This is a genomic window from Nonomuraea sp. CA-218870 (genome assembly GCF_050936535.1).
GTDB lineage: Bacteria > Actinomycetota > Actinomycetes > Streptosporangiales > Streptosporangiaceae > Nonomuraea > Nonomuraea corallina.
The window spans coordinates 1365001-1390842 of sequence record NZ_JBNJMN010000001.1; the positions used below are offsets into that span (position 1 = coordinate 1365001).

General features: G+C 66.8%; 22 protein-coding genes and 1 pseudogene. 10 read left to right on the forward strand and 13 right to left on the reverse strand.

From position 1 onward, the window contains the following. Positions 1-7 precede the first annotated feature (7 nt). On the forward strand, positions 8-460 hold the full coding sequence (locus ACQEUU_RS06980; RefSeq protein ID WP_433061870.1) for a type ISP restriction/modification enzyme: 453 nt from the start codon (positions 8-10) through the stop codon (positions 458-460). A 603-nt stretch (positions 461-1063) separates the two neighbouring features. Here ACQEUU_RS06980 and ACQEUU_RS06985 read toward each other — a convergent pair. From ACQEUU_RS06985 to ACQEUU_RS06995, 3 genes and pseudogenes are all read right to left on the reverse strand, one after another. After that, the gene (locus ACQEUU_RS06985) at positions 1064-2131 is read right to left on the reverse strand and encodes a hypothetical protein (RefSeq protein WP_433061873.1); all 1068 of its coding nucleotides are present in this window, start codon (positions 2129-2131) and stop codon (positions 1064-1066) included. Further along, a complete protein-coding gene (locus ACQEUU_RS06990) occupies positions 2128-3087 on the reverse strand; it encodes a hypothetical protein (RefSeq protein ID WP_433061875.1) in 960 nt (319 codons plus the stop codon). The genes ACQEUU_RS06985 and ACQEUU_RS06990 overlap by 4 nt, the downstream gene beginning before the upstream one ends. A 383-nt stretch (positions 3088-3470) precedes the next feature. Next, positions 3471-4837: pseudogene (locus ACQEUU_RS06995) on the reverse strand (IS256 family transposase). A 263-nt stretch (positions 4838-5100) separates the two neighbouring features. Between ACQEUU_RS06995 and ACQEUU_RS07000 the strand changes: the two are divergent. The 3 genes from ACQEUU_RS07000 to ACQEUU_RS07010 all read left to right on the forward strand — a co-directional run bounded on the left by ACQEUU_RS07000 (position 5101) and on the right by ACQEUU_RS07010 (position 7429). Beyond that, positions 5101-5925, forward strand: coding sequence for an IS5 family transposase (locus ACQEUU_RS07000; RefSeq protein ID WP_433061878.1), 825 nt, complete (start codon positions 5101-5103; stop codon positions 5923-5925). A 245-nt stretch (positions 5926-6170) separates the two neighbouring features. Continuing rightward, entirely contained in the window at positions 6171-7007 is an 837-nt protein-coding gene (locus ACQEUU_RS07005) for an IS5 family transposase (protein ID WP_433061880.1), read from the forward strand. Then, complete coding sequence (locus ACQEUU_RS07010) at positions 7004-7429, forward strand: hypothetical protein (protein WP_148031685.1); 426 nt, start codon at positions 7004-7006, stop codon at positions 7427-7429. Before ACQEUU_RS07005 ends, ACQEUU_RS07010 begins: the two co-directional genes overlap by 4 nt. Positions 7430-7731: 302 nt before the next feature. Here ACQEUU_RS07010 and ACQEUU_RS07015 read toward each other — a convergent pair whose 3' ends face one another. The 6 genes from ACQEUU_RS07015 to ACQEUU_RS07040 all read right to left on the reverse strand — a co-directional run bounded on the left by ACQEUU_RS07015 (position 7732) and on the right by ACQEUU_RS07040 (position 15831). Next, positions 7732-8592: a hypothetical protein gene (locus ACQEUU_RS07015; protein ID WP_433061883.1), complete on the reverse strand. Its 861-nt coding sequence runs from the start codon at positions 8590-8592 to the stop codon at positions 7732-7734. After that, entirely contained in the window at positions 8592-12644 is a 4053-nt protein-coding gene (locus ACQEUU_RS07020) for an AAA domain-containing protein (protein ID WP_433061886.1), read from the reverse strand. The genes ACQEUU_RS07015 and ACQEUU_RS07020 overlap by 1 nt, the downstream gene beginning before the upstream one ends. Positions 12645-13234: 590 nt before the next feature. Then, entirely contained in the window at positions 13235-13690 is a 456-nt protein-coding gene (locus ACQEUU_RS07025) for a hypothetical protein (protein WP_433061888.1), read from the reverse strand. Further along, positions 13687-13908 (reverse strand): hypothetical protein, encoded by a 222-nt coding sequence (locus tag ACQEUU_RS07030; protein WP_433061891.1) that lies wholly within the window; start codon positions 13906-13908, stop codon positions 13687-13689. The genes ACQEUU_RS07025 and ACQEUU_RS07030 overlap by 4 nt, the downstream gene beginning before the upstream one ends. Continuing rightward, positions 13889-14518 carry an IS5 family transposase gene (locus tag ACQEUU_RS07035; protein ID WP_433061893.1) on the reverse strand — a complete coding sequence of 210 codons (630 nt, stop codon included), beginning with the start codon at positions 14516-14518 and terminating at the stop codon, positions 13889-13891. Before ACQEUU_RS07035 ends, ACQEUU_RS07030 begins: the two co-directional genes overlap by 20 nt. Positions 14519-15060: 542 nt before the next feature. Continuing rightward, complete coding sequence (locus tag ACQEUU_RS07040) at positions 15061-15831, reverse strand: SMP-30/gluconolactonase/LRE family protein (protein WP_433061896.1); 771 nt, start codon at positions 15829-15831, stop codon at positions 15061-15063. Between the two features lie 20 nt (positions 15832-15851). Between ACQEUU_RS07040 and ACQEUU_RS07045 the strand changes: the two genes are divergently transcribed. After that, entirely contained in the window at positions 15852-16178 is a 327-nt protein-coding gene (locus ACQEUU_RS07045) for an Lrp/AsnC family transcriptional regulator (protein WP_433061898.1), read from the forward strand. A gap of 457 nt (positions 16179-16635) precedes the next feature. Further along, positions 16636-18273, forward strand: a complete 1638-nt coding sequence (locus ACQEUU_RS07050) for a YncE family protein (protein WP_433061901.1) — start codon at positions 16636-16638, stop codon at positions 18271-18273. A 91-nt stretch (positions 18274-18364) separates the two neighbouring features. Here ACQEUU_RS07050 and ACQEUU_RS07055 read toward each other — a convergent pair whose 3' ends face one another. The 3 genes from ACQEUU_RS07055 to ACQEUU_RS07065 form a co-directional block, all read right to left on the reverse strand. After that, positions 18365-18547: a hypothetical protein gene (locus ACQEUU_RS07055; protein ID WP_433061903.1), complete on the reverse strand. Its 183-nt coding sequence runs from the start codon at positions 18545-18547 to the stop codon at positions 18365-18367. Between the two features lie 298 nt (positions 18548-18845). Next, positions 18846-19889, reverse strand: a complete 1044-nt coding sequence (locus tag ACQEUU_RS07060; RefSeq protein WP_433061905.1) for an alpha/beta hydrolase — start codon at positions 19887-19889, stop codon at positions 18846-18848. A 140-nt stretch (positions 19890-20029) separates the two neighbouring features. Further along, entirely contained in the window at positions 20030-20971 is a 942-nt protein-coding gene (locus tag ACQEUU_RS07065; RefSeq protein ID WP_433061907.1) for a substrate-binding domain-containing protein, read from the reverse strand. A 214-nt stretch (positions 20972-21185) separates the two neighbouring features. Between ACQEUU_RS07065 and ACQEUU_RS07070 the strand changes: the two genes are divergently transcribed. Beyond that, complete coding sequence (locus tag ACQEUU_RS07070; protein ID WP_433061910.1) at positions 21186-21356, forward strand: hypothetical protein; 171 nt, start codon at positions 21186-21188, stop codon at positions 21354-21356. A gap of 121 nt (positions 21357-21477) precedes the next feature. Here ACQEUU_RS07070 and ACQEUU_RS07075 read toward each other — a convergent pair whose 3' ends face one another. After that, positions 21478-21807: a hypothetical protein gene (locus tag ACQEUU_RS07075; protein ID WP_433061913.1), complete on the reverse strand. Its 330-nt coding sequence runs from the start codon at positions 21805-21807 to the stop codon at positions 21478-21480. A 365-nt stretch (positions 21808-22172) separates the two neighbouring features. On the opposite strand from ACQEUU_RS07075, the gene ACQEUU_RS07080 reads away from it, so the two are divergent. From ACQEUU_RS07080 to cbiQ, 3 genes are all read left to right on the forward strand, one after another. After that, positions 22173-23978 (forward strand): glycosyltransferase family 2 protein, encoded by a 1806-nt coding sequence (locus ACQEUU_RS07080; RefSeq protein WP_433061916.1) that lies wholly within the window; start codon positions 22173-22175, stop codon positions 23976-23978. 71 nt (positions 23979-24049) lie between these two features. After that, positions 24050-25057 carry an energy-coupling factor ABC transporter permease gene (locus ACQEUU_RS07085; protein ID WP_433061919.1) on the forward strand — a complete coding sequence of 336 codons (1008 nt, stop codon included), beginning with the start codon at positions 24050-24052 and terminating at the stop codon, positions 25055-25057. Between the two features lie 10 nt (positions 25058-25067). Continuing rightward, positions 25068-25835, forward strand: coding sequence for a cobalt ECF transporter T component CbiQ (cbiQ, locus tag ACQEUU_RS07090; protein WP_433061922.1), 768 nt, complete (start codon positions 25068-25070; stop codon positions 25833-25835). Positions 25836-25842: the final 7 nt, after the last annotated feature.

The window sequence follows — 25842 nt, forward strand, 5'->3', positions numbered from 1 at the left end:
CCCTAAGGTGCGGGACTTTCAACTCTTCGCCGACGCGGGGCGGAAGCTGGCCGACCTGCATCTCAAATATGAGCAGGCGGAGCCATACCAAGGGATAGTAGAGGAGGTTGATGCCCCGCCCGGCACTTCGTTGCGTGACACGTTCAGGGTTGTGAAGATGAAGATCCCCAAGCCGAAAGGCAAGGAAGACCGTTCGACAATCCAATACAACTCGTGGGTAAAGCTCTCCAACGTGCCGGAGGAGGCCTACCGCTACCAGCTGGGCGTGCGCTCCGCCATTGAGTGGATCATCGATCGATACCAGGTTAAGGTCGACAAGACGTCTAAGATCGTCAACGACCCCAACGACTGGTCCAATGACCCGCGCTACATTATCGACCTACTCAAGCGGATCGTGACAGTCAGCTTGGAGACCATAAAGATCGTGGACCGGCTTCCGGCGTTGGACATCGTGGAGTAACAAGCAGAAATCCAAGGTCACGTTTTAGAGCGGGGCTGTCGACGACAGCCCCGCCCAGCAGTGGCGCAGGGGGCACCTAAGCTGTCGAAGAGACCACCGAATACACCAAGAAATCCTTAGATCTTGATTTGGACGGATTCTCAAGACAAGTGATCAAGTTTAAGTCACGATGTTTATCGCCGATCACGGTCCAGGTGATCGCCAGCCAGCTCGACTTCTGTCGGACGCATGCTGAAAGTTCACGGCATAAGGTGAGAGCAGCACCTTCCATACACCAACGAGCGTCCGTTCGCCGGCCATGTGAACTCGACGACGTTTCGATCGGTCGGCGTAGGACATGGTTGGCCATCACCGTCCTGCAGGTTTAGTCAGGAGAACCGCGAACAATGGGGTCGGCCTACTCGGTTAGAAAACCCGAGAAGCAGATTTAGAATCCGTGCAGCAAATAGCCACTGCTGCCAGCATTATACAGCGCAGGCTAGCATTTTCCTTGGCGCGGACACCACCAATATCCCGATTCTGCTCAACGGGGGTACTGCAAGCACTCGACTCCTCTGTAACGAGGTCCGCTCCACCGTTTGGATTCCACCTGGCACTATGCGCTCATAACGAAGAGCTTGCCAGTGGAGAAGCTTGGAGAGCAGCTTGAAGTTCGGGATCGGTGAAGGATAGTGCAGCATCAAAGCGATGTTGAAGGTTACTGACTAGACGAGCGATCGTATTCCCGCAACCGCCGTTCCTAAGGTAGACGCGCATCCATTGCTCCCCGATGTCGAAGGAGAGCTGCTCTCCTACGTGCAGGTCAACGGCTTCTACTTCAGCCTCGTTACCGGTAACCTTGGCGATCCCCCACAGGCGAAACGGGTCGCGAGAAGAGAATAGCTCATCGACAAATACTTCGAGATCCGGTATCGAACGAGAGAACCTGATACTAATTGGGCCGCCCGTGAGCCGTGCACCTGCATCCGGATCGTCCTCGTTGATACGACTCCAGCCGATCGATTTCTGCTCCGCCAGCGTCACTAGATTTCTGTATCGATCGACGATGTTTTGCACGAATTGAAAATGCAATTCGAGCGAGTCTCCAGACACGGCAAAACGCCCTCTTCGATTCACGCCTTCCCGAATTACTCCGAACATTTCGTCTTCTACAACCACTTCAACGGCATCGTAAGCCGCCGACGCTCGCAGGCCTTCTTCATGAAGAAATCTATCCAGGAGCACAGCGCCTCGCCCCGAAGCTTGCAACTTTAGGTCATCGAACTCTGATGAAGTTCCGCCCAGTAGTTTTGTGCCCTCAAACTTAGTTCGAGTCTTGCGCCGCTGTGCGCCTGGCCAGGGATCCCGCAAGTGTTCTGAAGGTAGCCACAACCAGTCGAGGTCTCGGCGATTACTGACCTGCTTATTTAGGTATGAACCAGCCGCATCTGTCGGCATGTCTGTGTGAAAACTCCAGAACCGATCATCGAGCTGATCTACCCAAAAAACGCCTTCGGCTGTACTAAGCTTGAACAAATACGCGTCGTCGGTGCGAGCAAGGCTCTCCACATCAGAAAAGCCAGCGAGAAGGGCAGCCGGCTCGCCCTTTGGATGCGCCTCCAGAACAAAGGTCTTCGTCGGCGAACTCGCATTCATTGCGAGGAACTCAGCCATCTGTGTACGGGCGGTCATGGAGTCTCCTCAGCTTGCTCTCCGCGACTGTTGCGCGTCCCTTCGTCCGCCTTGTCCAGCTCTTCCAGAAGGTTCATCTGGCCCTCTATGATAACCGACCGTCTACGACTACGTCTCGACTGACCTGGGCGAACAAGTGCCTGGTAGCCCTGCGTACGCCCTCGCGGGTCGTTAGCCTCTGGGGTCCTCAGCAACGTCACCCATCCATCACGGTTAGGTGGAGGGCCGTGGTACTCGAACGTCGAAGCATCCCGCTCGGCGATGCGCCTCGCTGCTTCGCCCACCTTTCGCTTGAGGGCCGTCTGGGCTTGCCGACCGAACAGCGCGAAGTGCCGGATGGACTGCTCGGTTAGGGTCGCAAGGCTGATCTCTGTCAGACTCTGAGCCAAGGCTGCAACCAGAGCGGTCTGCACATACGGCTCGATGATCTCTACGCTGGATTCTTCATCGAAAGGAACGTGACGCGAGGGAGAACCCGCCAGCTTTACTGGCGTTCTGAAGATAGAGCGCAACGGTTCCCGGATTGCGCTTCCCTCCAGCGAGATCTTATCATCGTGGACCGCCAGGATAGGGAACGCCACCCCAGCGGTCTCCAGCCCTAGGCGGATGCGATCGGCATGTGACCCGAGGCAGGCATAGATCACATCCAGCGTAGGTGGAACGCGCCGATGTAGATCGATGTAGGCGTTACGAACGACAGCTATTGGGTCAAGCGCGGCATACCTAACACACTGCTCGTCTTCTACGTTTCCCCCACACTTGGACTCAATCGCCAAGACATGTCCCGTATCTCCATTTGCCAAGACCACGTCTACGACCACTGAGCTTCCTGACTTCCCCACGGGTACCTCAAGACCCGCCACACGATAACCCTGATCAGCAAGAACAGCCGGATTGATGCCGTCTGGGGTCGCAAGACTGATCACTGCGTTGATCGGTATGAGCCGGCTCTCCACCAAGTCCTCTCCCATACGACGCGCGGGGTGCGAGAGAGACAATACGCGCAACTGCAAACTATGTCCCTACCTAGATCGTCTCATACCCTCGTCAACGTTTCGTGCCACTGGTCATGGCAGCCCCATCCCCTCTTCATCTGCGGTTTGGGCAAGCGGGCGACAGCTACGCAGCGATACGCTTCAGCACCCGGGCAGCTCATGCTCATGGGGTGGTAGCGGCACCCATCCCTCCGTGAGGCTTTCCGGTAGATTTCGGACAGTGAGCGATCTAAGGGACAAAAGACCGATAGGGTCAGGCACCTTACGAGACGTCCTCGCGCCAATGGGGTCGCGTCCTCGGAGCGGTGTAAAAGGCTCAACGAGGTAGGTGCCGTGGAGCGATCTTAGGCGGCCACCGTGTCGGGTGTCGACTCGGTCGTCGTGGTGGTGCTCGGACGAAGCTGGGCGGGCGGGTGGAGCAGGGCACGACGCAGGTCTTGAAGGACGCGCAGGCCCTTGCTGATCATGGTGAAGCCGCGCCAGCCTCGCGCGGCCCGGTCCAGCACCGCCCACACGAGGGAGACGCAGGAGGTCTCGCCGGGGAAGCGGCCGATAACCTTGACCCGGCGGCGGGTCTCGCCGAAGGTGCGCTCGATGAAGTTGGAGTGGCGGATGCGCTTGTGGTGCTCGGGCGGGAAGCGCAGGTAAGTGGTCAGGCTCTGCCGGTCGGTCAGCAGGCTCTTGACCGCGGCCGGATAACGTCCGCCCCAGGTCTCGGCGAAGGCGTCGATGCGAGCCTGCACCCACGCCACCAGGCCCGGGCCGGGCTCGATCTGTTTGCCGTCGTTGCTCAGGCTGCTGGTGTCGAAGATGTTCCAGAAGGCGGCCTTGACCTCGGCCTGGTCGCCGGCGCTGACCTTCGACAGGACGTTGCGGCATTTATGGATCACACAGCGCTGACGCAGCGAGCGGGGAAATGCCTGCTCGGCAGCGGCGATGAGGCCGGGCGCGCCGTCGGAGATGACCAGGAGCGGCGGACGCAGCCCGCGGCCGGCCAGATCGGTCAGGAAGTCGTGCCAGGCGTCGGCCGACTCGGCCGCGGCGGCCGACAGGCCGATGAAGACGGGTTTGCCCTCGGTGGTGATGCCCCAGGCGGCCAGCACCGGCTCGGCGCGCTGGCCATCGTGCATCTTGAAGTGGCTGGCGTCCAGGAACAGGTAGTCCACCTCGACGCCGGTCAGGTCACGCCGGCTCCAGGCGTCGTACTCAGCGACGATGGCCTGGCAGATGGTCGAGACCGTCGACTTCGACAGCGCTGCCTCAGGGCCGAGAGCATCGGCCAGGGCGCCTTCGACGTCGCGCACGGACAGGCCACGCACGAAGGAGGCGATGACCAGGGTCTCCAGGGCGTTGGTCCGGGTCACGCCGGTGCCGAACAGGCGGGAGGCGGACGCCTCGGTGGTGCCGCGCAGTTTCGGCCGGGCGATGGTGACGGCTCCGGTGGTGGTCTTGATGGTGGTGGGGCAGTGCCCGTTGCGATGGCCAGGCCGTACCATGACCTCCTCTTCACCGCTGCCGGTGACGGCGGCGGCGCGCTGGTAGCGGGCGCGGCCGAGGAAAGCGTCCACCTCGGCCTCGACGGCGGTCTGGATGATCAGACGGGCCCCCAGGCGGGCGCGTCCTCGATGACCTCGACCAGGTCACGGCCTTCGGCGAACAGGGCGTCGATCTCGGTGCGGATGGCCTGAACGGGCGGTAGTGTGCGTGCCACGAGCGTAGGTCCTTGCGTAGTGCGAACTTTGGACGGTTCAGCACGGCAACCTACGCTCGTTCCCTTTTACACCGCATCTCGGACGCGACCGCGCCGATTCTCACCGGACTGTTGGGGCATGCGGGGGATGATCATGGGCTTTGAATCCATGTCTCACAGCATTTCAGCAGCTCATCCAATATATCTAAGTGCGTGTTTGAGAAGATCATTCATGTTCGGCGTGGCGGCGTGACGACGAGCACTGACACTGCCAAGGTGGCCCGATGCCCCCGGATCGCTACCCCTCGGACCTGACCGATGCGCAGTGGGAGCTGATCGAGCCGTTATTGCCTGAGCCGAACACCGGCGGACGTCCGGAGAAGCACCCACGCAGAGAGATCGTCAACGCCATCCTGTACGTGGTCCGCTCGGGCTGCCCGTGGCGCTACCTGCCCACCGATCTGCCGCCCTGGCAGACCGTGTACTGGTACTTCCAGCAGTGGGAACAGGCCGGCGTCACCGAGGCGTTGCTGACCGAGCTGCGCGTCAAGGTCCGCCGCCAGGCCGACCGCGCCGATGAGCCGACCGCGGGCATCATCGATTCCCAGAGCGTCAAGGGCGCCGACACCGTCGGCCGCGACAGCCGCGGCTACGACGCGGGCAAGAAGATCAACGGCCGCAAGCGGTTCATCGTCACCGACACCACCGGCCTGCTCGTGACGGTCGCGGTGCTGGCCGCGAGCTGGCAGGACCGCGATGGCGCCAAGACCGCCCTGTTGTCGGCGTACCTGGCCACCCCGATCCGGCACGTCTTCGCCGACCAGGGCTTCGCCGGCCGGCTGGTGGACTGGGCCCGTGACACTCTGCGCACCACCCTGGAGATCGTGCGCAAGCCCGCTGACCAGCGCGGCTTCAGCGTCATCTCCCGTCGTTGGGTGGTACAGAGAACGCTGGCCTGGCTGACCGCCTGCCGACGGCTTGCCCGTGACTATGAACGCGACCCCGCCGTCTCTGAGGCGATCATCCGCTGGGCTGCCATCGCCGGCATGGCCCGCCGCCTCACCCGGAGCGGCCCCGCTCGGCGACAGGCCAAAATCGTCTGCGCCTAAGCAAGATCGTCGATCTCAAACACTCACTAAGCTAAGAAGCGAAAGATCGGCTAGGAGTGTCAAGCATCATCCGATGCCAAAGCGTCAAGCATCAAGTGAGAACGCTTCGGCCCTGCTCCGCTGCCCTCTCCTTGCACGCTTTGAGAGGACGATCCGTGAGCCTATGCCCGTGATGTCGTAGTGTGATCGAGTGAATCTGTAGCGTTACGCCCGGCTGGTGAGCGTGGACGTGTTGAGATAGCCGGGTGAGTGAACGCAAGCCGTACGCGACGGACTTATCCGATGAGCGATGGGCCCTGATCGAGCCGGTGATCACGGCGTGGAAGGCCGCGCACCCCTCGGTCAGCGGCCACCAGGGCAAATACCAGATGCGGGAGATCGTCAACGCGATCCTGTACCAGAGCCGGACCGGCTGCCAGTGGAACTTGCTGCCCCATGACCTGCCACCGCGCAGCGCGGTCATGTACTACTACACCGCCTGGCGGAAAGACGGCACCGACAAGACCATCCACGACCTGCTGCGCTTCCAGGTACGGGAGAAGAACCGGCGATTAGCCGACCCCAGCCTGGTCGTGCTCGACACCCAAAGCGTGCGCGCCGCGGCCGGCGTCCCGAAAGCCACCACCGGCCGGGACGCGGCCAAGAAGATACCGGGTCGCAAGCGCGGGCTGGCCGTGGACGTGCTCGGCCTGGTCATCGCGGTGGTGGTCGCGGCAGCTTCGATCCACGACAACGCCATCGGCACCGCGCTGCTGGACCGGGTCGCCGCCGCCACCCCGCCCGGCAGCGTCCGCACCGCCCTGGTCGACCAGGGATTCAAGAACGCGGTAGTCGCCCACGGCGCCACCCACGGCATCAACATGAAGATCGTCGAGCGGAATCCCGCCGATGCCAGGTTCGTCCCCCAGCCCAAGCGGTGGGTGGTGGAGCAGACCTACGGCACGATGTCCCTGCACCGGCGCCCGGTACGCGACTACGAACACGATCAGGCCAGCTCCGAGTCACGGGTGTACTGGGCGATGACCGACGTGATGAGCCGCCGGCTGACCGGCCCTTCCACTCCCGCCTGGCGAACCACGTGAGCGCCCCGGACCCCGGCGCGTGGCTGCTCAGCAGGATCGACGCGCGCGAGGCGGCCCTGACCGGCGAGGCCGAGCAGACCCGCAGCTTGATCAACGACCTCACCGCGCGCCTCCGCGAACTCGATGAAGCTCTCGATCATCTGCGGATCACCCGCAAGACCCTTCTGTCCCTCGCAGACGAGCCGGACGCCACGACGGCCGCACCGCCTGCCGAACTGCCTGGCCATCCCGTCTACCAGCAGATTCTCGCCATCTTCGCCGATGTCGCCCAGCCCATGCGGGCCCGTGATCTCTGCCTGGCGCTGGACCTGCCCATCGTGGCCAAGAACATCGAGAACGTCCGGTCCAAGCTCAAGCGTCTGGTCAGCAAGGGCGTCCTCGTCGAATCCGAGCCGGGGTTGTTCGCTCAGCCGCGTCCGTAGCTCCGCTACGAGTCACTTGACCAGCCCGCCTCACCCAATCGCAACGGCGAAAGGGGCATCAACTATCGAACCGCCCTCTGAGATGAGAGAGGCGTTCTTGGCGCGCGCAGGTGCTTTCGGACCTCCCCTGCATACGATGAGGCAGTCGCCACACCGTCTCCGGCAGCTTCCCTGCTCAGGGCACAGCATCAGCTGCACCGAACTCGGGGCGCATCATGTTCTCCCGAAAACTCGGGGACGGTTCAGGGCCGGGAACCGGTGCGACTTGGCCAAGTCAGCCGCTCATGTCGTCGCGTTTGGCATCATCGACGGTCTCGGCTCCTCGCTTGTGAAGGGATGTTGGCCGCTGCTTCAAGGTCGGTGAGGACTGCTCGGATGGGTCCCCAGCACATCATGATGGTGTGGCGGTCAGGTCGTAGGTCCTTTTCGGTTTGGTGCCGGAGATGAACGAAATTTCGGTAGTCCCTGACTTTATCCATGAAGTCCCTACGGTCGAGCTGGATATACCCCTTGGCGTGGGCTGTTCTGATTAGGTGGTCGAGCGATACGCGCGTGGTGCGTTTACCGGAGGCATCGGTGAAGCCTTTCTCCTTGATCTCGGGATCCCACTCGCGAAGGAAGGTCAGCAGGAGGTATTCGACGAAGCTGCCCATGCCGATGAGAGCGAAGACGTAGGCACCGTTGGCTTCGCAGAGGCGGGTTTCCTCGGCGCGTTCCAGCAGCCACTCGACCGCGGCGGAGTCGTGGATGATGGCGCGGAGTCGGGGTTCGAGCTCTTCGGGAGCGGTGTAGACGACGCCGGCGCTGTCGAGCTGGGCCATTACAGGCTGGCCCGCGACATAGGAGACGGTCAGACCTTGGAGCGCGAGGACCTGGTTGATTTCCTGGCGGACGAGTTCCGCTGACTCAATGCTGTCATCGTCGTACTCCAGCGGGTGGCAAACGCGGCATACGAGGCGCTCCACCGAAGCGTGGTCGGCGTTTTTGATGGCCTCGGTCAGCCAGGTGATGCGGGACGTTGCGTCGTAGATGGGTGGATCGTTCCAGCCGGCGTTGTGCAGCAGGGCTTCCAGTTGCCACCCTCTGCGTTCGAAGGGACCATCGATGTCGCAAATGATCCGCGCTATGCGTTCGATGGTCTTGGGGTCGAGTGCTGGCGCCACTATTCGCCTCCTTGGCGGTCGTTGATCCACTGCGCTTGGTCGAAGGCGGCTTCGAGCCGTTCCGCGATGACCTTTCCGAGCCGTTTGAAACCTAGGTCGGTGGCGGCCTCTTCCATCCGGTCGTCGCGGGGGATCTGCAGACCATCGCTGAGTATCCACACGCACAGGGACACCAACTCAGCGTCGGTGTAGTCGGTGATCCTTCGACCGCGTTCGATCGGTGGGCGGGGGCCGCGCGCCTGGCGCTGCTTATGTCGGGCCTCGGCCGGATGCGCTTCGTGCGTGTAAGGGGGCTCGTATGCGGGGGTTGGTGCGTCGGAGGCGAGGCTGCCTGCTGCCGCTACGGCCTGTTCCCAGGCGCGTACAATCTCACGTGTCTGCCCAGCGGGATCGCGGAGCCAGGCGGCGGACCAGACGCGGTGGAAGCGCCAGCCGAGCCGTTCGAGATGCGTCTGCCGCAAGCGGTCGCGATCCCTGGCACTCGCGGCCATGTGGTAGCGCTCACCGTCGGTCTCCACGGCGAGCACCATCTGTCCGGGGCGGTCGGGGTGGGCGAGGGCGAAGTCGAGCCAGTAACCCGCAGTGCCCCACTGCGGGTGAACGGGCAGGCCCTCCGCTTCCATGGCCTCCAGGACACTCCGCTCGAACCCGTTGAGCTCCGGTCGCGGCCCTGCGGTGAAGTCCAGTCTGCCCTGCTGATCGGCGTACTGCAGAAAGCGCTGAAGCAGCTGCACTCCCTGATGCTTCGTCTGTTGCGGTTTGAGATCGTACGGGTGGAAGGATGCGACGACGATCATCCGGCATCGTGCACGGGTGACGGCGACATTGAGCCGGCGGTGCCCGCCGGCCTTATTGAGGTCACCGAACTGCATGGAGAGTTTGCCCGTTGGGAGCTTGGCGTAGCCGATGGTCAGGATGATGACGTCGCGCTCGTCGCCTTGCACGTTCTCAAGGTTCTTGACGAAGAAGCGTGAGCTGGCGTTCTTCTCGTCGGTGAAGAACTCAGCTAGCTCCGGCCGGTTTTTCAGCGCCTCGTGGAGCGCCTTTTCGATGCGCTCGGCGTGTTTACGACCCATCGCGATGACGCCGAGGGTCTCCTTGTCGTGGTGTTGGGCGTGCTCGAGCACCAGTTGAACGACTTTGTCGACCTCCTCGGCAGACGAGCCGTGCTGCCCGGGGACGGCCGTCCCATCAACAGTGACGAGCCGGATCGGTGGCTCCTGAGCTGTTCCGGGGAACGTGGTCAGGGCGTTGTCGTAGAAGTGCTGGTTGGAAAAGGCGATCAGCCGTTCGTCCCGGCTGCGGTAGTGCCAGGTGAGCATCGACCGATGTGTGATTAGGCTGTCCATCCGCTGCAGGATGGACTCATAGTCACCGAGGTCGTCGTCTTCATCGATGTCGGTGAAGCCCGCGAGCGCCGTCTTGAACTGGGTGGACGGTGGTAGTTGCTGGTCGTCTCCTGCGACGATCAGCTGCTCTCCGCGCATGATCGAGGTGATCGCGTCCTGGGGGAGGACCTGACTGGCCTCGTCGAAGATCACCACGTCGAAGAGTCGTTGGGCGGGCAGCATGCGGCTGACGACCACGGGGGACATCGCCCAGCAGGGGAATGCGGCAAGGAGTACGTCCGGGGCCTTGTCGATCAGCCGCCGAAGCGGCATGTGCCTTCGCTGGCGTGCTGCCTGCTCCCTGACAATTTTGATCTGGTCGCGATTGGCATCGCCCGTTTCCCGGATGCGAGTGGCCACGATGCGCCGGACACGACGGGCGGTGCTCGTCTGGTGGTCATGGTCAGCTCGCCGGAACTGCTCGACCGTGCGGGCGTGATCCGTACCGCTGAAGGTGCGCCAGTGGGCGGACCTCCGCCACAGTTCATCGATGACCGCATGTAGCCAGGCGCGCCGAAGGGCGCGAATCACCTTTTCGAGGGAGGTGCCCGTCGCGGCGACATGATCAAACAGCGGTGTCATGTTGAGCTGCTCGAAGCGATCTGCCAGGTGGTTGAGCTCGGGCATGCGATACAAGGTGTCGCGATCAGCGTCCAGCTGCTGTATGACACGGAAGTGTGCGAAGGGGGTACGCGAGTCGAGATCTCCCAGCGGCGCATGTGTGGAGAGCACGGTGAGGTCGTTGAGCACGTGCTCGTGGCGGCGGGCGGCGTCCTCCAGCCCCTCAACCTCGCGGGGAACCGAGTCTCCGATCCCTCGGTGGTACCACTCATCGAGCTGCTCGAGCGCATGTGCGAGAGCATCGTGCAGGGCCTGACGGTGTCGCGGGCCGACGGTCACGAGCCTGCGCGCACGCCAGCGCAAGATTAACCGTCGCCACCAGAACATTCGCTGTGGGTTGGCGGCGCGCCACGTCCGGTCGCCCGTTGCGTAGTGCATGTCGACGAGATCTTCGTCGAAGGCGCTTGGGCCGAAGGTGGCCAGCGTGCGCTCGACGCCGACGAGCAGTTCGAGGAGGCCCCGCCATTCTCCCAGCGTGGTCGGGCGTATCAATTTTGCCTGATCGGCTAGCGCTCCAAGCAGCTCGTGCACCTCTTGCAGCACTTGCGAACTGGTTAGTCGATCCAGCCGTGCTTCGAGGTCGTCCAGCTCATGCTGCTCCCGGACGGGGCTATGGGACCAGTACGACGTCTCGCTCCGGATGAGGGGCCCGCCCAGTGCGACATATCGCCGTAGGCCAATCTCTAGTTCCTTCACGGTGTCTTCGTCGAGGCCGCGGAGAGCGCTCTGCGGTAGACGTATGTCGGGTGCCGGATCGCGGGCAAGGGCCACCCATTGGGTCATGGCCTCATAAAGGCTGATGTCCCAAGGACGCCGTGGCGTGTGGAGCGCTTCGTCGTGTTTCGAGACGGTGGCACGAAGGTTTTCGAGGTCGCGATGGAGGGCGCTGAAGTCGGCAGGGAGCTCCGAGCTTGCCCGGTCTAGGTTGGCTGTGATCTGCGCAGCCACTCTGCGCTGATTGATCCGGCTGTCGTGCAGGTCAAAAACAAGGTGCTGGAGTGACGCGTCGGCAAGACGCTGGGTGACGGCTTCGATGGCGGCACGTTTCTCCGCGACGAAGAGGACGCTGCGGCCGTGGGCCGCCATGGAGGCGATGATGTTGGCGATCGTCTGGCTCTTTCCTGTCCCAGGCGGGCCATAGATAAGGACGTGACGGCCGGCCAGGGCACGGGAGATCGCTCTCTGCTGGGATGAGTCCGCCTCGCACACCAGGAACTCATCCCGGGGGCTGATTGCATCGCTTGATCCTGCGTGCTCGTCCAAGGACTCCTCCAGGACCGCGTGCGCGGCCGAAGCGTCACCCGCGATGGCAGCGATCACCGGATGTTCAGCCATGAGCCGCTCACAGGTGCGGAGTTCCTTGACCATGGGGAGCTTGTCATGGCTGAACACGCCTGCCAGCAACACTTGTTCCAGCCTGCCTGTATGACCACACCGACGGGCTGACTCTTCCAGGACCTCATAGGCCCCATTCACCTGTTCCGCCGGATCGGTGATCTCCCCCAGCAGCGTTTCGATTTTCTCGGCGAGGGCGTCGACATCAACGCCGAAATGCCGATCGAGCGCGTATATCAGGACAGGATTGACAATTGCCTCTTCGGAGAGCTGGAGGGTGAAGTCCGACGCCGTGGCGTTACGGGTGTGGATGGCAAGAGTTTGGAGGAGCAACGGTGCGCGCAACGGTGCGACCGCCGTTCTTCGGGATGAGGGAGTGACATGTATCAGGCCGCGAGCCAGGTTGCCTACCTCGATGCCTTGTTCCTCCTGGAAGACCAGAATCTTCTTACGGAGATTGCGCGCTCGTAGGCAAGCTGCGTCATGTTCCTCTTGGTCGCGGAACAGTGCGGCCAGCCGAACCTTCTTGCCAGCGAGCAGACCGGTCAGTGCCTCGGGTGCGGCTTGTGTCAGATCGAGCGTGGTGGGGCTGGAGGTGTTCGCGTACAGCAGGGTGTTGTTCCTGCCGAGATCGATGAGGTCGTCAGCCCATTTGGCGGCTGCGGTACGGACGGTTTCTCGGCGGCCGGCATCGGTTCCGTACGACACAATGCTCTCCTCGCGCTGAATCAGGACAAGCAGAGCATCGTCTCAACGGATCGGAATGCAGTCCAGGGGAGTTTTGTACGTCTCACCTGATGGCAATAGATATAGCGTCGAGATTCGAGAAACTTATCGAACACTGAAATGAATTGATCTCTGTTCGGCTTCCAACGGCGTGTGATCTAACTGTGGAAGTTGCTATGGTCGCATGTTGGAATGCCTCACCATGAGGGGTCGCGAGCATGCTTAGCTGGCTGGAATTATGTACCTGCCGATAATGCTATGTGCACGGGGCGTCGTCCGCATGGCTCGGCTCCTGGCGTGTGCCCTTTCGGCTCTCGAAGAGACGATTACTGAAGGTGATTCATCTTGAGGGGCGCACAGTTTCGGAATCCCTCAGCCAGGCGATTGTGGGCTGACCGGAAACCGAGTCGACCCGGGCGACGGTCGACGATACGGGCATGTGGGAGAGCCGGAACTGTCTGTCGGGAAGCGACTGATGATCGCACAGTCGCTGAGAGTGCGTTCCGCGAGTTGATGTCCCTTTCGCCGGTGCGGTTGGGATAGATCGGCCGGTCGAAGGGTCGTGGCTCGGGCTATGAGCGAGGCTGGGTGAACAATCCTGGCTCGGTCTCGACGAGGATGCGGCGGCTGGCCAGGCGTTTGAGCTTGGCGCGGACGTTTTGGATGTGGTTCTGGCTCAGGGGCAGGTCCATGGCCAGGGCCAGGTCACGGGCGCGCAGGGAGCCGTCGGCTTCGCTGAAGACGGCGAGAATCTGTTGGTAGGCGGGGTGATCGGGGACAGTCGGCGGCGGCGCGAGCGGTGCGGCCGGGGCAGGGTCTTCTTCGGCGAGGGAGAGGAGGGTCTTGCGGCTGATCCGCAGGTGCTCGACCTGTTCGCTGAGTTCGCCCAGACGCGCGGTGAGAGTGTCGATCTCCGCCTGGGTCTGCTCGATCTGGCAGGTCAGGGAGTGCTCGCGGGCGTCGATCCGGTCCAGAAGCCAGGTGCCGGGGTCGGGCTGGCGCACGTCGGGCGGCTTGGGCGCGGTCATGTCCACCGCTCAGGCGGGGTTGCGCCACGGGTCAGACGGCGGGACATCACATCGGTCATCGCCCAATACACCCGTGATTCGGAACTGGCCGGCAGGTGCTCGTAGTCGCGGACCAGACGCCGGTGGAACATCAAGATGCCGTACGTTTGCTCGACGACCCATCTCTTGGGCTGGGGGACGAACCCCTTGCCGGCGGGGTTACGCTCGACGATCTCCACGTCGATCCCCAGAGCGGCGCCGCGCGACGACCGTGTTCTTGAACCCCTGGTCGGCCAGCGCTTTGGTGACCGTGTCCCCGGTGGTGGCGGCGACCCGGTCCAGCAGGGCGATCCCGGCGGTGTTCTCGTGGGCCGAGGCGGCCAGCATGACCACGGCGATGACCAGCCCCAGCACGTCGACCGCCAGGCCCCGCTTCCTGCCCGGCACGCGCTTGGCCGCATCCTTTCCGGTGGTGGAGGAGGGGACCCCGGCCGCAACGCGGACGCTCTGGGTGTCCAGTACCACCAGGCTCGGGTCGGCTAATCGCTTCTTCATCTCGCGCAGATGCCAGCGCAGCAGGTCGTGGATCGTCTTGTCGGTGCCGTCGTCGCGCCACTTGGCAAAGTAGTAGTAGGTCGCGCTTTTGGGCGGCAGGTCGTGCGGCAGGTAGTCCCATTGGACGCCGGTCCGCCCCTGGTAGCGGATGGCGTTGACGATCTGGCGTAACTCGTAGTTGCCCTCGTGGCCGCTGACGGACGGGTGCGCGGCCTTCCACGCGGTGAGTACCGGCTCGATCAATGCCCACTGCGCGTCGGTTAAGTCGCTGGGGTAGGGCTTGCGCTCAGTCACTCGACCATCACAGCACGACCGGACCCGCCAACCGGCAGTAACGCTACAAATCCATACGATTACACTACGACATCACGGGCACTAACCCGCGAACCGCACTCTGACCGTCATTGAGCTTGCCACAGGAGCGAGGCTGAGTGAGGAGTGGGTCAACGAAGCGCCGTCCTTCTTGATGGGCTGCTAGAACGAGCAGGAGACCCTCATGGATGTAGACGTTCATGGTCACGCTGATCTCGTTGTCGTCGGGGCCGGCGGATTGGATCGGGCGATGTCGATGGTGCCCCAGGTGAGCGGGTGGCCTGTTTCCGGGGCAGTCAGGCCACTCTGATCAGCACACTTGCGCAGTAAGACGGCCCCTGCATGGCCGAGGAGCCCCTTGGCGTCCCCGGCGACAGACAGCCGGTGGTCCCATCGCTTACGACTCACCGGAAAGATGCACCCGATTCTGTGACGGATGTGATCTAGGTAATCGCATCCTTGCAGATCAGGTGCACCCTCTTCATTTCAACGATCGGTTGGCTCGGGGTCGGGGAGCACGTGGTTCACCTGGCCCCGGCGAAGGTCACCCGGATCGAGTACAGGTCGCCGCCCGAGCCCGTGATGAACAGGTTGTTGCGCTTGGGGCCGCCGAAGGTGAGGTTCGAGGCCGACTCGGGGAGGCGGATCCCGTCGAACCAGGCCTCAGCGAAGACCTTGCCGCCCGCCAGAGTCCCTTCCGCGGTCACCTCGAACACCTTCAGATGCCGCATGCGGGTGTCCACGACGTACAACAGCGACTCGTCCGGCGAGAAGGCCAGGCCGTTCGGCCGGACGAAGTCGTCGGCCACGCTCGACAGCTCGCCGGAGGCGGGGTCGAGGCGGTAGACGTGGTCGCCGCCGATCTCGCTCTCGGCCGGGCTGCCCTCGTAGTAGCCGGTGATGCCGTAGCGCGGGTCGGTGAACCAGATCGTGCCGTCTGAGCGGACCACCACGTCGTTGGGGCTGTTGAGGCGCTTGCCCTGGTAGCGGTCGGCGAGGACGGTGACGGTACCGTTGTGCTCGGTCCTGGTGACCCGCCGGGCGCCCTGCTCGCAGGTGATCAGCCGGCCCTCGAGGTCGGCGGTGTTGCCGTTGGCGTTGCCCGACGGGGTGCGGAGGACGCCGACGGCGCCGGTGGTCTCGTCCCAGCGCAGCAGCCGGTCGTTGGGGATGTCGCTCCAGACCAGGTAGCGCCCCGCGGGGAAGTAGACAGGCCCTTCGGTCTTGCGGCTGCCGCTGTGGAGCACCTCCACGTACTCGTCGCCGCCGTCGTAACCGAAACGCTTGTCGAGCAATTATGCCAATCAGAGTTCAGTTGGACGAGGTTGATCGCGCGCTCGTGGCCGAACTGCAGTGCGACGCCGCGCAGTCCTACGCGGCGCTGGATCGGCCGGTGCTGGCGTACGTGATGGTCGGCGCCGACGCCTGGATGGGGGAGTCTGGGGGCGCCTTCGCGGGGATCCCGGAGATCACGGAGGCGCACGTGATCGCGGGGGAGGCGTCGGTGCTCGTCAAGGTGCGTACGGCGACCACCGAGCAACTCCAGGGCGTGCTGCGGCGGATCTACGACATCCAGGGGAGTGGCGGGCACCCGGGCGATCGTCGTCCTGGAGACCTTGCGGCCGGATCCGTACGTTGGTGATCTGCCGGCTGCCAAGACACCATCGCCGCGCCAGTGCCCCGACGCGTTGCCGTACGGCTCACCAAGCAGGTACGCGGGCAGGCTCGCCGACAGATCATCACGACGGGGGCACTGGCAAGGCCGACTCTGGAGCCGTCTTGGGAGCTGCCCAGAACGGTCGGACGACTGACGTCCAGCGCAGCGAGCATAAGCCGACCAAGTCGATCGACAGAGGCGAACCCCGTCGGGCGGTCGCCGGCCGCGTAGCGGCTTCGCGCTGGAGTTCGGTGAAACGTCCAGCCCTAAGGCGCGAACCCGTCCTGATCATGCGGACGAGACGAGGGTGCCTGTTCGGGCTTCGCGGGGGTGGAGCGGCCTCTGATCACGGTTTGATCTCGTGAGGCTGATTGGGTCTTGACGTGGGAGCGGCCATCAGAGGTTATTAGAACACCTGTTCCCATCTAGCGGGAGGTCCTTAGTGCGCCGTCCACTGGTTCGCCGATTAGCCGCTCACTGCGCCGCAGCCGGACTGGTCACCGGTCTGCTCGCTGTCGCGGCCCCCGCCGCCTCGGCGGCCGGCACCACGACCGATCTCGGGGTGACTCTCGACTCTTACAGCGGTGACCTGGCCGTCGGCGGCGGCCGGGTGTTCGTCGCCGCCGACGACCGGATCATCGTGGCCGACACCGGTGGGACCCTCACCGGCGGCGTCGTCACCGGACTGTCCGGCGTTCGCGAGCTGGCTATGAACGCGGACGCCACCCGCCTGTACGCGGCGCTCAGCGGCTCGAACGAGGTGGCCGAGATCGACACCGCGAGCCTCGCCGTCACCCGGCGGATCGACCTGTCGGCTCACCCGTGCCCGTCCACCCTGGCACTGCTGGGTGAGCGGCTGTGGGTGGGACACGGGTGCGACAGCGGGCCCGGCGGCGTCGTCGGCCTGGATCTCGCCGCGGCCGCACCGGAGCCGGCGGCGGTCGGGGGCGCGCAGCTGCGCCCTCCGGTGATCGCGGCCGCCGGCGACACGCTCGTGGTCGGCCAGACCGGCCTGCACCACGCCGACATGCTGGTCTACGACGTCGGCGGCGGCACCCCGGAGCTGCGCGGCACGATCGACGGGGAGGAGTGGCGCCTGGACTATCTGCGCGACCTCGCCCTGACCTCCGACGGTGCCACCCTGTTCGCCGCGGCCGATGGTCCGGGTCACTTCACCAGGTACGACACCGGAACCCTGGCGGCGACCGGCACGTACGGGGACGGCTGGGACGGCTATCCGTCGGCCGTGGCGCTCGGCTCGGACGGCGCCTATGTCGCCGCCGAACGCCAGTGGGGCAGCGTCGACCTCACGCTCTACGACGCCGCGACGGGCGCGGAGCTGTTCGCGGCCGACCAGCTCGACGCCGAACCGCTCCTGGACGGCGTCGCGTTCTCCGGCACGGACGTCTTCATGCTGCTGCGGAGCTCCGCGGACCGGCTGCTGCTCTGGCGGGTGACGGGCGTCGCGCTGCCCGCGTCCCACCTGACGGTGACGGCCCCGGCCCGCGCGTACGTCGACTCGCCGGTCACCGTCGAGGGGCGGCTCACCCGCGCCGACGGCAAGCCGCTCGGGCTCAGGCCGCTCACGGTGACCCGGCGCCTGGTCAACGGGGCCAAAGAGCCGATCACCGGCGTGACGACGCAGAAGGACGGCACGTTCACCTTCGACGACACCCCGCCGGAGGTCGGTGAGGTGACGTACGGGGTGTTCTGGGAAGGCGACGACCGCTATCGCGCCAGCAGCGCCTCCGTCACCGTGACGTTCAGGCACAGATCCACCCTCACCCTGGACGGGCCGCAGTCAGGCGTCGTCGGTACGGCGATGGAGCTGACCGGCGTACTCCAAGTGGGAGGCGAGCCACCCTCGCCGGGGGTCACGCTGACCGTGCAGCGCAGTGTGTCCGTCGACGGCGTCGGCGGCGGAAGCGTCAAGCTCCCGCCGGTGAGCGTGAACGCCGACGGCACGTACGCCTTCACCGACACCCCCACCGGCGCCGGCAGGCACATTTACCTCGCGACGTGGTCGGGGGAGGTCACGGCCGGGCCGGCCAAGGCCCTTCACCAGATCATGGTCGAGTGACCTGACGCGACCGTGCCCCACGTTCGTCCGGTGGGCTCTCCGCGCGGCGGGGAAGTCTGGGCCGCTGGCGCGACGGGCGTGGGGCGGGGCGTCAGGGCTTCTCGTCCGTCTCCGGTTCCTGAGAGCCCAGCGCGTACGAGAGAGCGAGTCCGAGGGACGTCGCGAGCGAGAGGCCCAGCGCGAGGTTGTCCGTGGTGAGCCAGAAGGCGATGCCGACGGCGACTCCGCAGGCCAGTCCGGGCGTCCAGTTGGGGGTGGTCTGCTTGTTCGTCATGGTTCGATCTTCCAGCAGGACGGCGGGGCGGAGTAGAGGCGGCAATCATCGGTGCCGTATGACAGGTGTCAACATCCGGGCGGTGCGGGATGTCGCGTACCGCCGCTCGAGCCCGGCACGCGAACCCGGGAGCGGCTCCTAGAGTGATCGCCGTGAGTACTCAAGTGATCTTTCTGAATGGTGGTTCCATCATCCGTAGTGGACACACGCGCACCGAGCCCTTGGCGTGCGCCCAGGCCATCGCCGCCCGGGTACGTCCCTAGTCACCGGCCGCGGTCGGCATCGAGCCTTGGGAACGCTATCCGGAGAGCCCGGCCAGACGGTGGGAGAGCCAGGCCAGCGCGAGCGGGTATCGGTACTCGATGGCCATGTGGCCGGCCTCGAACAGCTCGAAGTGCACCCGCTCGTCCGGCACCCCCGCCTCCGCGACCGCCTCGCGGAAGGCCGTCGCGCCCAGGTCGAGGTACCACTCGTCGCGGGTGCCGGCGTCGATCCAGACGGCCCGCATGGAGCGCAGCGCCTCGGCGTGCTCGGGGCGGCGGGCCATCCGGACCGGGTCCACGGCCAGCCAGCGCTCCCACACCTCGGGGACGAGCGCGCCGTTGGCGTCGAACGGGATGCGCACGGTGCCGTCGGCGTCGGCGGAGTAGGCGCTGGCGTACGCGTAGGTCTCCATGAGGGGGAGGTCGCTGTCGCGGGTGCCGGCGACCCGGCCGCGGAAGTCGGCGAGGAACCGGTCGTACGAGCCGTCGTACCGCTCGCGCAGCTCACGGGCGTTTCGCGGGAACCCGGGCTGGTAGCAGGTCTCGAACAGGGCGTCGCCCGCGTGGGTGGCGAGCGCGCCGAACACGTCGGGCCGCAGCATGGCGGTGACCATGGCGCCGTAGCCGCCGCTGGACTTGCCGGTGATGGCCCGCGCGTCGCGGTCGGGGACGGTGCGGTAGCGGGCGTCGACCCACGCGACCACGTCCTCGCACAGGTAGGTGTGGTAGCGGCCGGTGCCGGGGGAGTCCAGATACTGGCTGCCGCCGACGGACGTCCACGCGTCCACGTACACGACGATCGCCGGCGCCGCCTCGCCGCTGGCGAAGACGGCGTCGGCCAGTTCCGGGTACGGTCGGCGGAACGGTGTCCGGTTGGCCCACATCCCGAGGTGACCGGTGTAGCCCTGGATCACGTAGATGGACGGGTAACGCCGGGTGTCGTCCTCGTCGTACCCCGGAGGCAGATAGACCCAGATGGGCCGTTCGTGCGGGTCGCCGAGGGGGTTGCCGCGCAGCGCGGCGCTGTCGATGACGTCGTGGTCCATCCGGCCGGCGAAGTCGGCTGACCAGGGCAGCATGCGTCCTCCTGAGGGTTCGGCGGTGGTCCCGGCTCGCCGTCGTGAGTGCGAGGGCGGCCGGGGAGTAGTGGCAGGCGACGCGATCGAGCGTCACCCGCCTGGTCTCGATCTTGTCACCGATCAGGAATCGGCGGGCGGGCTCACGGCGCCGGGGCCGTGCTGGAGCGGGGGACGAGCGCGGTGGGCAGCTCGACGCTGCTGGGGGCGCCGCCGGGCAGCAGGGTCGCCAGCGCGGCGGCGCCCAGGTGGCGCAGGGGCTGGCGGACCGTGGTGAGCGCGGGGGTGACGCCGCCGGCCTCCGCGGCGTCGTCGAAGCCCACCACGCTGACGTCGCCGGGGACGCTCAGCCCGCGCTCGGCCAGCGCCTCGTAGACGCCGATCGCCATGGTGTCGGAGCAGGCGAAGACGGCTGTGGGCGGGGCGGGCAGCCGGTTGAGCAGGTCGAGTGCGGCCCGGCGGGCGAGGCCGGCCTGGAAGTAGCCGCAGGCCTGCCAGGCCGGGTCGGCGGGCAGCCCGGCCGCGGCCATCGCGTCGCGGTATCCGGCCAGGCGGTCGGCCCCGCAGGGCACGCCGGGGCGGCCGGTGATGACGGCGATCCGCTCGTGGCCGAGCCCGATCAGGTGGGTGACGGCGGCCCTGGCGCCCGCGCGGTTGGCCGAGGTGACGACGGGCGCCCCGGGCGGCGGCCTGCGGCGCGGGTCGACGAGCACGGCGGGGGTGCCGCGGCGGGTGAGCCACGCCCATTCGGCCGCGGTGGGTGCGGCGCGCACGAGCAGCACGCCGGCCGTGTCGTGGTCGCCGACGCGGTCGGGCCAGCCGTTGCCGGGCCGGCCGCCGGCGGCCGAGAGGACCAGGTCGACGCCGAGCCGCCAGGCGGCGTCCTCGATCCCGCAGAGGATCGCCAGCGTGTGCGGGGACACCGGGCCGCGCATGACCACGTCGACCAGGATGTTCTCGCGGGATCCGCGACGTCCGGCCAGGGCGGCGACGAGGCGCCGTGAGGGTTCGCCGGGGAGCGTCGTGACCGGTCGACCGGCGATCACCGGCTGGGACAGCGATGGCCGGGGCTGCTCGGGCGTCACCCTCTCACTTTCTCCCGACGGCGGCCGGGGAAACCAGCCGGGCCGGCGAGATTTTCGGACGCTGCTGCCGGGGGTCGGAACGGGGGGCGGGCGTCAGTGCGCGGGGCAAGCCATGAAAAGTCGGGAAATGTCCTCCTGGCCTGCGCTTTCTTTGGGAGCTCCAGGACGCGAACCCCGCTCGTGGGGCCCGGTGACGTGCCAGAATGTCGGCACTGTGATCCCCTCCCCGTCATTCCCCGTCCAGCTCGTCGGCCTCGCCAACGGCGACGTGCTGATGCTGCCCGCGGTCTGGCCCGTACGGCTCACCCCGGATCAGCGGCGTCAGCTCGTGGAGCGCCTGCAGGAGTCCGCCGACGACGACGGCGTCCCCCGTGTCGAGGCCTGACCGCGCCGGGCGCCCCCTGCTCCAGCTCCCCGGGAGGAATCACCGGGGAGCTGGAGCCCGTTCATGCGGCGGCTAGCCGTAATGTCCTTTTGACGCCCCTCATCCCATAAAGGTTCACGCCTCACAGAAGAATTCGCGTCACGCCGGTGAGCCCGGTGTGCCGGTCGGCCTCCAGCTGCGCCTGGAGGATCTGCTGCCGCTCGGCGGTGATCCGCCGGCAGATGACCATGTACGCGTTCAGGACCTGGCAGTAGGAGCGCCGGGCCTGGTCGAGCTGCGCGGCCAGTTCCGGCGCCCGCTCGGCGTCGCCCTCGCGCTCGGCCTCGGAGAGCAGGGCGCGCGCCTGGTCCACGATCTCCTCCGCCCGCTGCCGGGTGTGGCGGAGCAGCGCGGAGCACTCGTGGAGCTCTGCCAGCCGCGCCGAGGAGACGATGAATTCCGCTGTGTGCACGATCGACCCCTTGCCTGCCATCCGCCTGCGCAGATCCGATCCCATCCCCGCCACCTCCACGTCAGGAATGCCTCACTGTAGACGCGCGCTCGGGCCCTGCCGATCATCCGGGAGGACCTGGGGGTACGGCAGCGCTCCCCTGGGGGAAGTTCTCCCCTCCGGCGGGGGATAACTGCGTTCCTGAAGCCGATTCGGTGCGGGTTGAATGCCGTAATGAATGACTTTACCTGCACAATTCTCAAAAAGCGCAGGAATGAACGCACCCTTGCAAAAGGAGGGCATGAAAGACGGCCGATCCGCTCACCCGCGCCCCACCGGCGTCACATACTGAGACCGGACGCAAGCGCACGGTGATGGAGGGTGTCATGGGGGTCGGCGGAGATCCGGTCGACGTCAGCGTCGTGATCCCCGCCCGCGACTGCCGGCCCTATCTCGACCGGTGCCTGACGGCGGCGCTGGTGCAGCGGGTCGTCAAGGAGATCGTGGTCGTCGACGACGGCTCCACCGACGGCACCGCCGAACTGCTCGGTCTCTACGCCGCCCACCACCGGGGCACGGTGAAGGTGATCCGGGTGGAGGGCTCCGGCGGCGCCGGCCGGCCGCGCAACATCGGCCTGGCCCACGCGACCGGCCGCTACGTGTTCTTCTGCGACGCCGACGACTACCTCGGCCCCGAGGCGCTCGAACACCTGCTGGCCGCGGCCGACAGGAACGACGCCGACATCGTGCTCGGCAAGATCGTCGGGCACGGGCGGCGGGTGCCCGAGTCGATGTTCCACCGCAACGCCGAGCGGGCGGAGCTGGGCGAAAGCGCCGTCTACAACAGCCTGAGCTGCTTCAAGCTGTTCCGCCGCGAACTGCTGGAGCGGCACCGCATCCGGTTCCGCGAGGGCGTGCTCATCGGCGAGGACATCTACTTCACCGTGCACGCCTACTGCCATGCCAGGACCATCTCGGTGGTCGCCGACCGGGACTGCTACCACCTGGTCGCCAGGCCCGACGGCAGCAGCGTCATGCAACGGCCGGACAGCCGCGACCCGCTCGCCTGGCTGTCCATGATCCGCGAGCCGATCGGGCTCATGACCGGCCACGTCCCGCCCGGCCCGCTCCGCGACCACCTGCTGGCCCGTCACTTCAAGCTGGACATCCTGGCCCAGCTCGGCGCGCCCTTCCTGCGGTCCGGCGAGGTCAGGCGCAAGGAGGTCGCCGCGGCGGTGGCCGCGCTGTGCGACCGGTGGCTCACGCCGGGCGTCCGCGACCGGCTCGCCGACGTCGACCGGCGGCGGCTGGACGCGCTCGACGACGTGGACCTGCTGGCGCGGCTGGCCGTGATCGAGGCGGCGCCCGTGACGCGCAGGCTGACCGGGCTGTGCTGGGACGGGCGGACGCTGGTGGTGGCGGGCGAGGCCGCGCTGACGGGGTGCGACGAGCCCGACCGGGTCTCTGTGGTGCTGCGCACCCGTCACGAGCCCCGGCGGGAGCTGATCGTGCCGGCCGGCCGGTCCGGCGGCCGGTTCGTCGCCAGGATCGACCCCGCGCTGCTCACCTCCGGCGTGTGGGACCTGCGGGTGTCGGTCGAGGTCGCCGGGGTCGCCCGCTCGGCCAGGCTGGGCGCGGACCGCGACACCGCCCTGGCCCGCCCGCCGGCCCGGCTGGTCGGCGAGGTGGCCGTGCTGCCGTACTTCACCCGCGACAACGGCAACCTCAGCCTGGACGTCGGCGGGCACGCGATCGGCGTGCCGGGCAGCGCGCGTCTCGTCGGGGCGCGCTGGTCGGTCGGGCGGCGGCTGGTGCTCGACGGCGAGGTCGCGGTGGCCGGGGTCGCGCCGCCGCCGGCCGCGGTGCGGCGGCTGGTGTGGCGCGAGCGGGGCAGCGGGAGCGAGCAGGCCGAACGGGTGGTCGCGCGGGCCGGGGGCGGATTCGTGGCCAGTCCCGCCGTGGGGCGGTTCGGTCCCGGGGTCTGGGACGCCTATCTGGAGCTCGACCTGGGCGGGCCGCCCGCGCGGTTCAGGATCGAGGCCGGCGACGACCCGGTCGCCGGGTCGCGCCGCTGGCTGCTGGGGGCCGGGCCGTGCGTGGCGCGCCCGTACGCGACCTCGCACCGGGGGCGGCTCAGCGCGGTCGTGCGGCGGCTGTCCGCGCGGGCGTTTCTCCGAAAGATCATTCGCTAATGCGACCTATATGCAACTGCACAGCTCTGTCCTAGAGTGGGATGATTGCCGGTACCCCTTGGAGGCGCGTCGTGCACGTACCCGATGGCTTCTTCACCGCCGCGGTGTCCATCTCCGCCGGGGCCGTGGCCGCCGCCGGGGTGGCGGTCTGCCTGCGCGGCGCCCGCCGCGAGCTGGACGACCGGACGGCTCCGATGGCCGGGCTGGTCGCCGCCTTCGTCTTCGCCGTCCAGATGCTCAACTTCCCCGTCGCCGCCGGCACCAGCGGTCACCTGCTGGGCGGGGCGCTGGCGGCGATACTCGTCGGGCCCTATACGGGCGTGCTCGCCATAGCCGTGGTCCTGGTGGTTCAGGCGCTGTTCTTCGCCGACGGCGGGCTGACCGCGCTCGGCGTCAACATCGTGCTGATGGGCCTGGTGACGGTGCTGGTCGGCTGGGCCGTGTTCCGGCTGGTCATGCGGGTGGCGCCGGGCAGGGGCGGGGTGACCGCGGCGTCGTTCGCGGCCGCGCTGCTGTCGGTGCCCGCCTCCGCGCTGGCGTTCACGCTGCTGTTCTGGCTCGGCGGCACCGCGCCCGTCGAGATCGGGACCGTGGCCGCCGCCATGACCGGCGTGCACGTGCTGATCGGCATCGGCGAGGGCCTGATCACCGCGCTGACCGTCGGCGCGGTGCTCGCCGTCCGTCCCGACCTGGTCCACGGGGCGCGCGGGCTGGCCCGGCCGCTGGTGCTGCGCGCCGCCGACGGGACAGGCACGGTGGTCCAGGGGGCGCCCGAGCCCGCCAGGAGCGGCGCGGGGCGGCCTTTCGCGCTCGCCGCGCTCGGGCTGACGCTGCTGCTGGCCGGGGTGGTGTCGTTCTTCGCCTCGCCGGACCCGGACGGGCTGGAGTCCGTCGCCGAGGAGCAGGGCTTCCTGGGCCAGGCGACGGATCATCTGTTCGGCGGGTCGCCGCTGGGCGACTACGGCGAGGTCGGCGGCATCCCGGTGGGCGTCGCCGGGATCATCGGCGTCGCGCTGACCCTGCTGGTCGCCGCCGCCGTCGCCTACGCCGCGCGCAGGCGCGACCGGGCGAAGGTCTGAGCGCGGGCCGATGAGCGCGGGGGGCCCGCTCCACGTGCCCGGAGGCTCGCCGGTCCACCGGCTGCCGCCCCAGTGCAAGCTGCTCGCCGTGCTCGCGTTCGCGATCGTGGTGGTGGCCACGCCGCGCGAGTGGTTCTGGGCCTTCGGGCTGTACGCGGGCCTGCTCGCGGCCGTCGCGGCCGTAGCGCGGATCCGGCCGGGGCACATCCTGCGGCGCATGGTCATCGAGGTGCCGTTCGTGCTGTTCGCCTTCCTCATCCCGGTCGTCGGGACGGGGGAGCGGACCGTGGTGCTCGGGCTGTCGCTGAGCGTCCCCGGGCTCTGGGCGGCCTGGAACATCCTGGCCAAGGCGACGCTCGGCGTCACCGCGTCCATCGTGCTGGCGTCCACCACCGAGCCGCGCGACATACTGGTCGGAGCGCAGCGGCTGCGGGTGCCCGACCTGCTGGTGCAGATCGCCATGTTCATGCTCCGCTACCTGGACGTGATCATGGACGAGATGCGCCGGATGCGCGTCGCCAGGGAGTCGCGGGGGTTCCGGGCGCGCGACGTCCGGCACATCCCGGTGATCGCCCGTTCGGCCGGGGCGCTGTTCATCCGCTCGTACGAGCGCGGCGAACGCGTCCACCTGGCGATGCTCAGCCGCGGGTACGCGGGCCGGATGCCGATGACGCACGCCGGGCCGGCCACGGCGGGACAGTGGGGGACGGCGCTCGCCCTGCCGCTCGCGGCCCTGACCGTGTTCCTGTGGGGGCTGCTGCCCGGGTCTGTGCTGTGATGCGTCG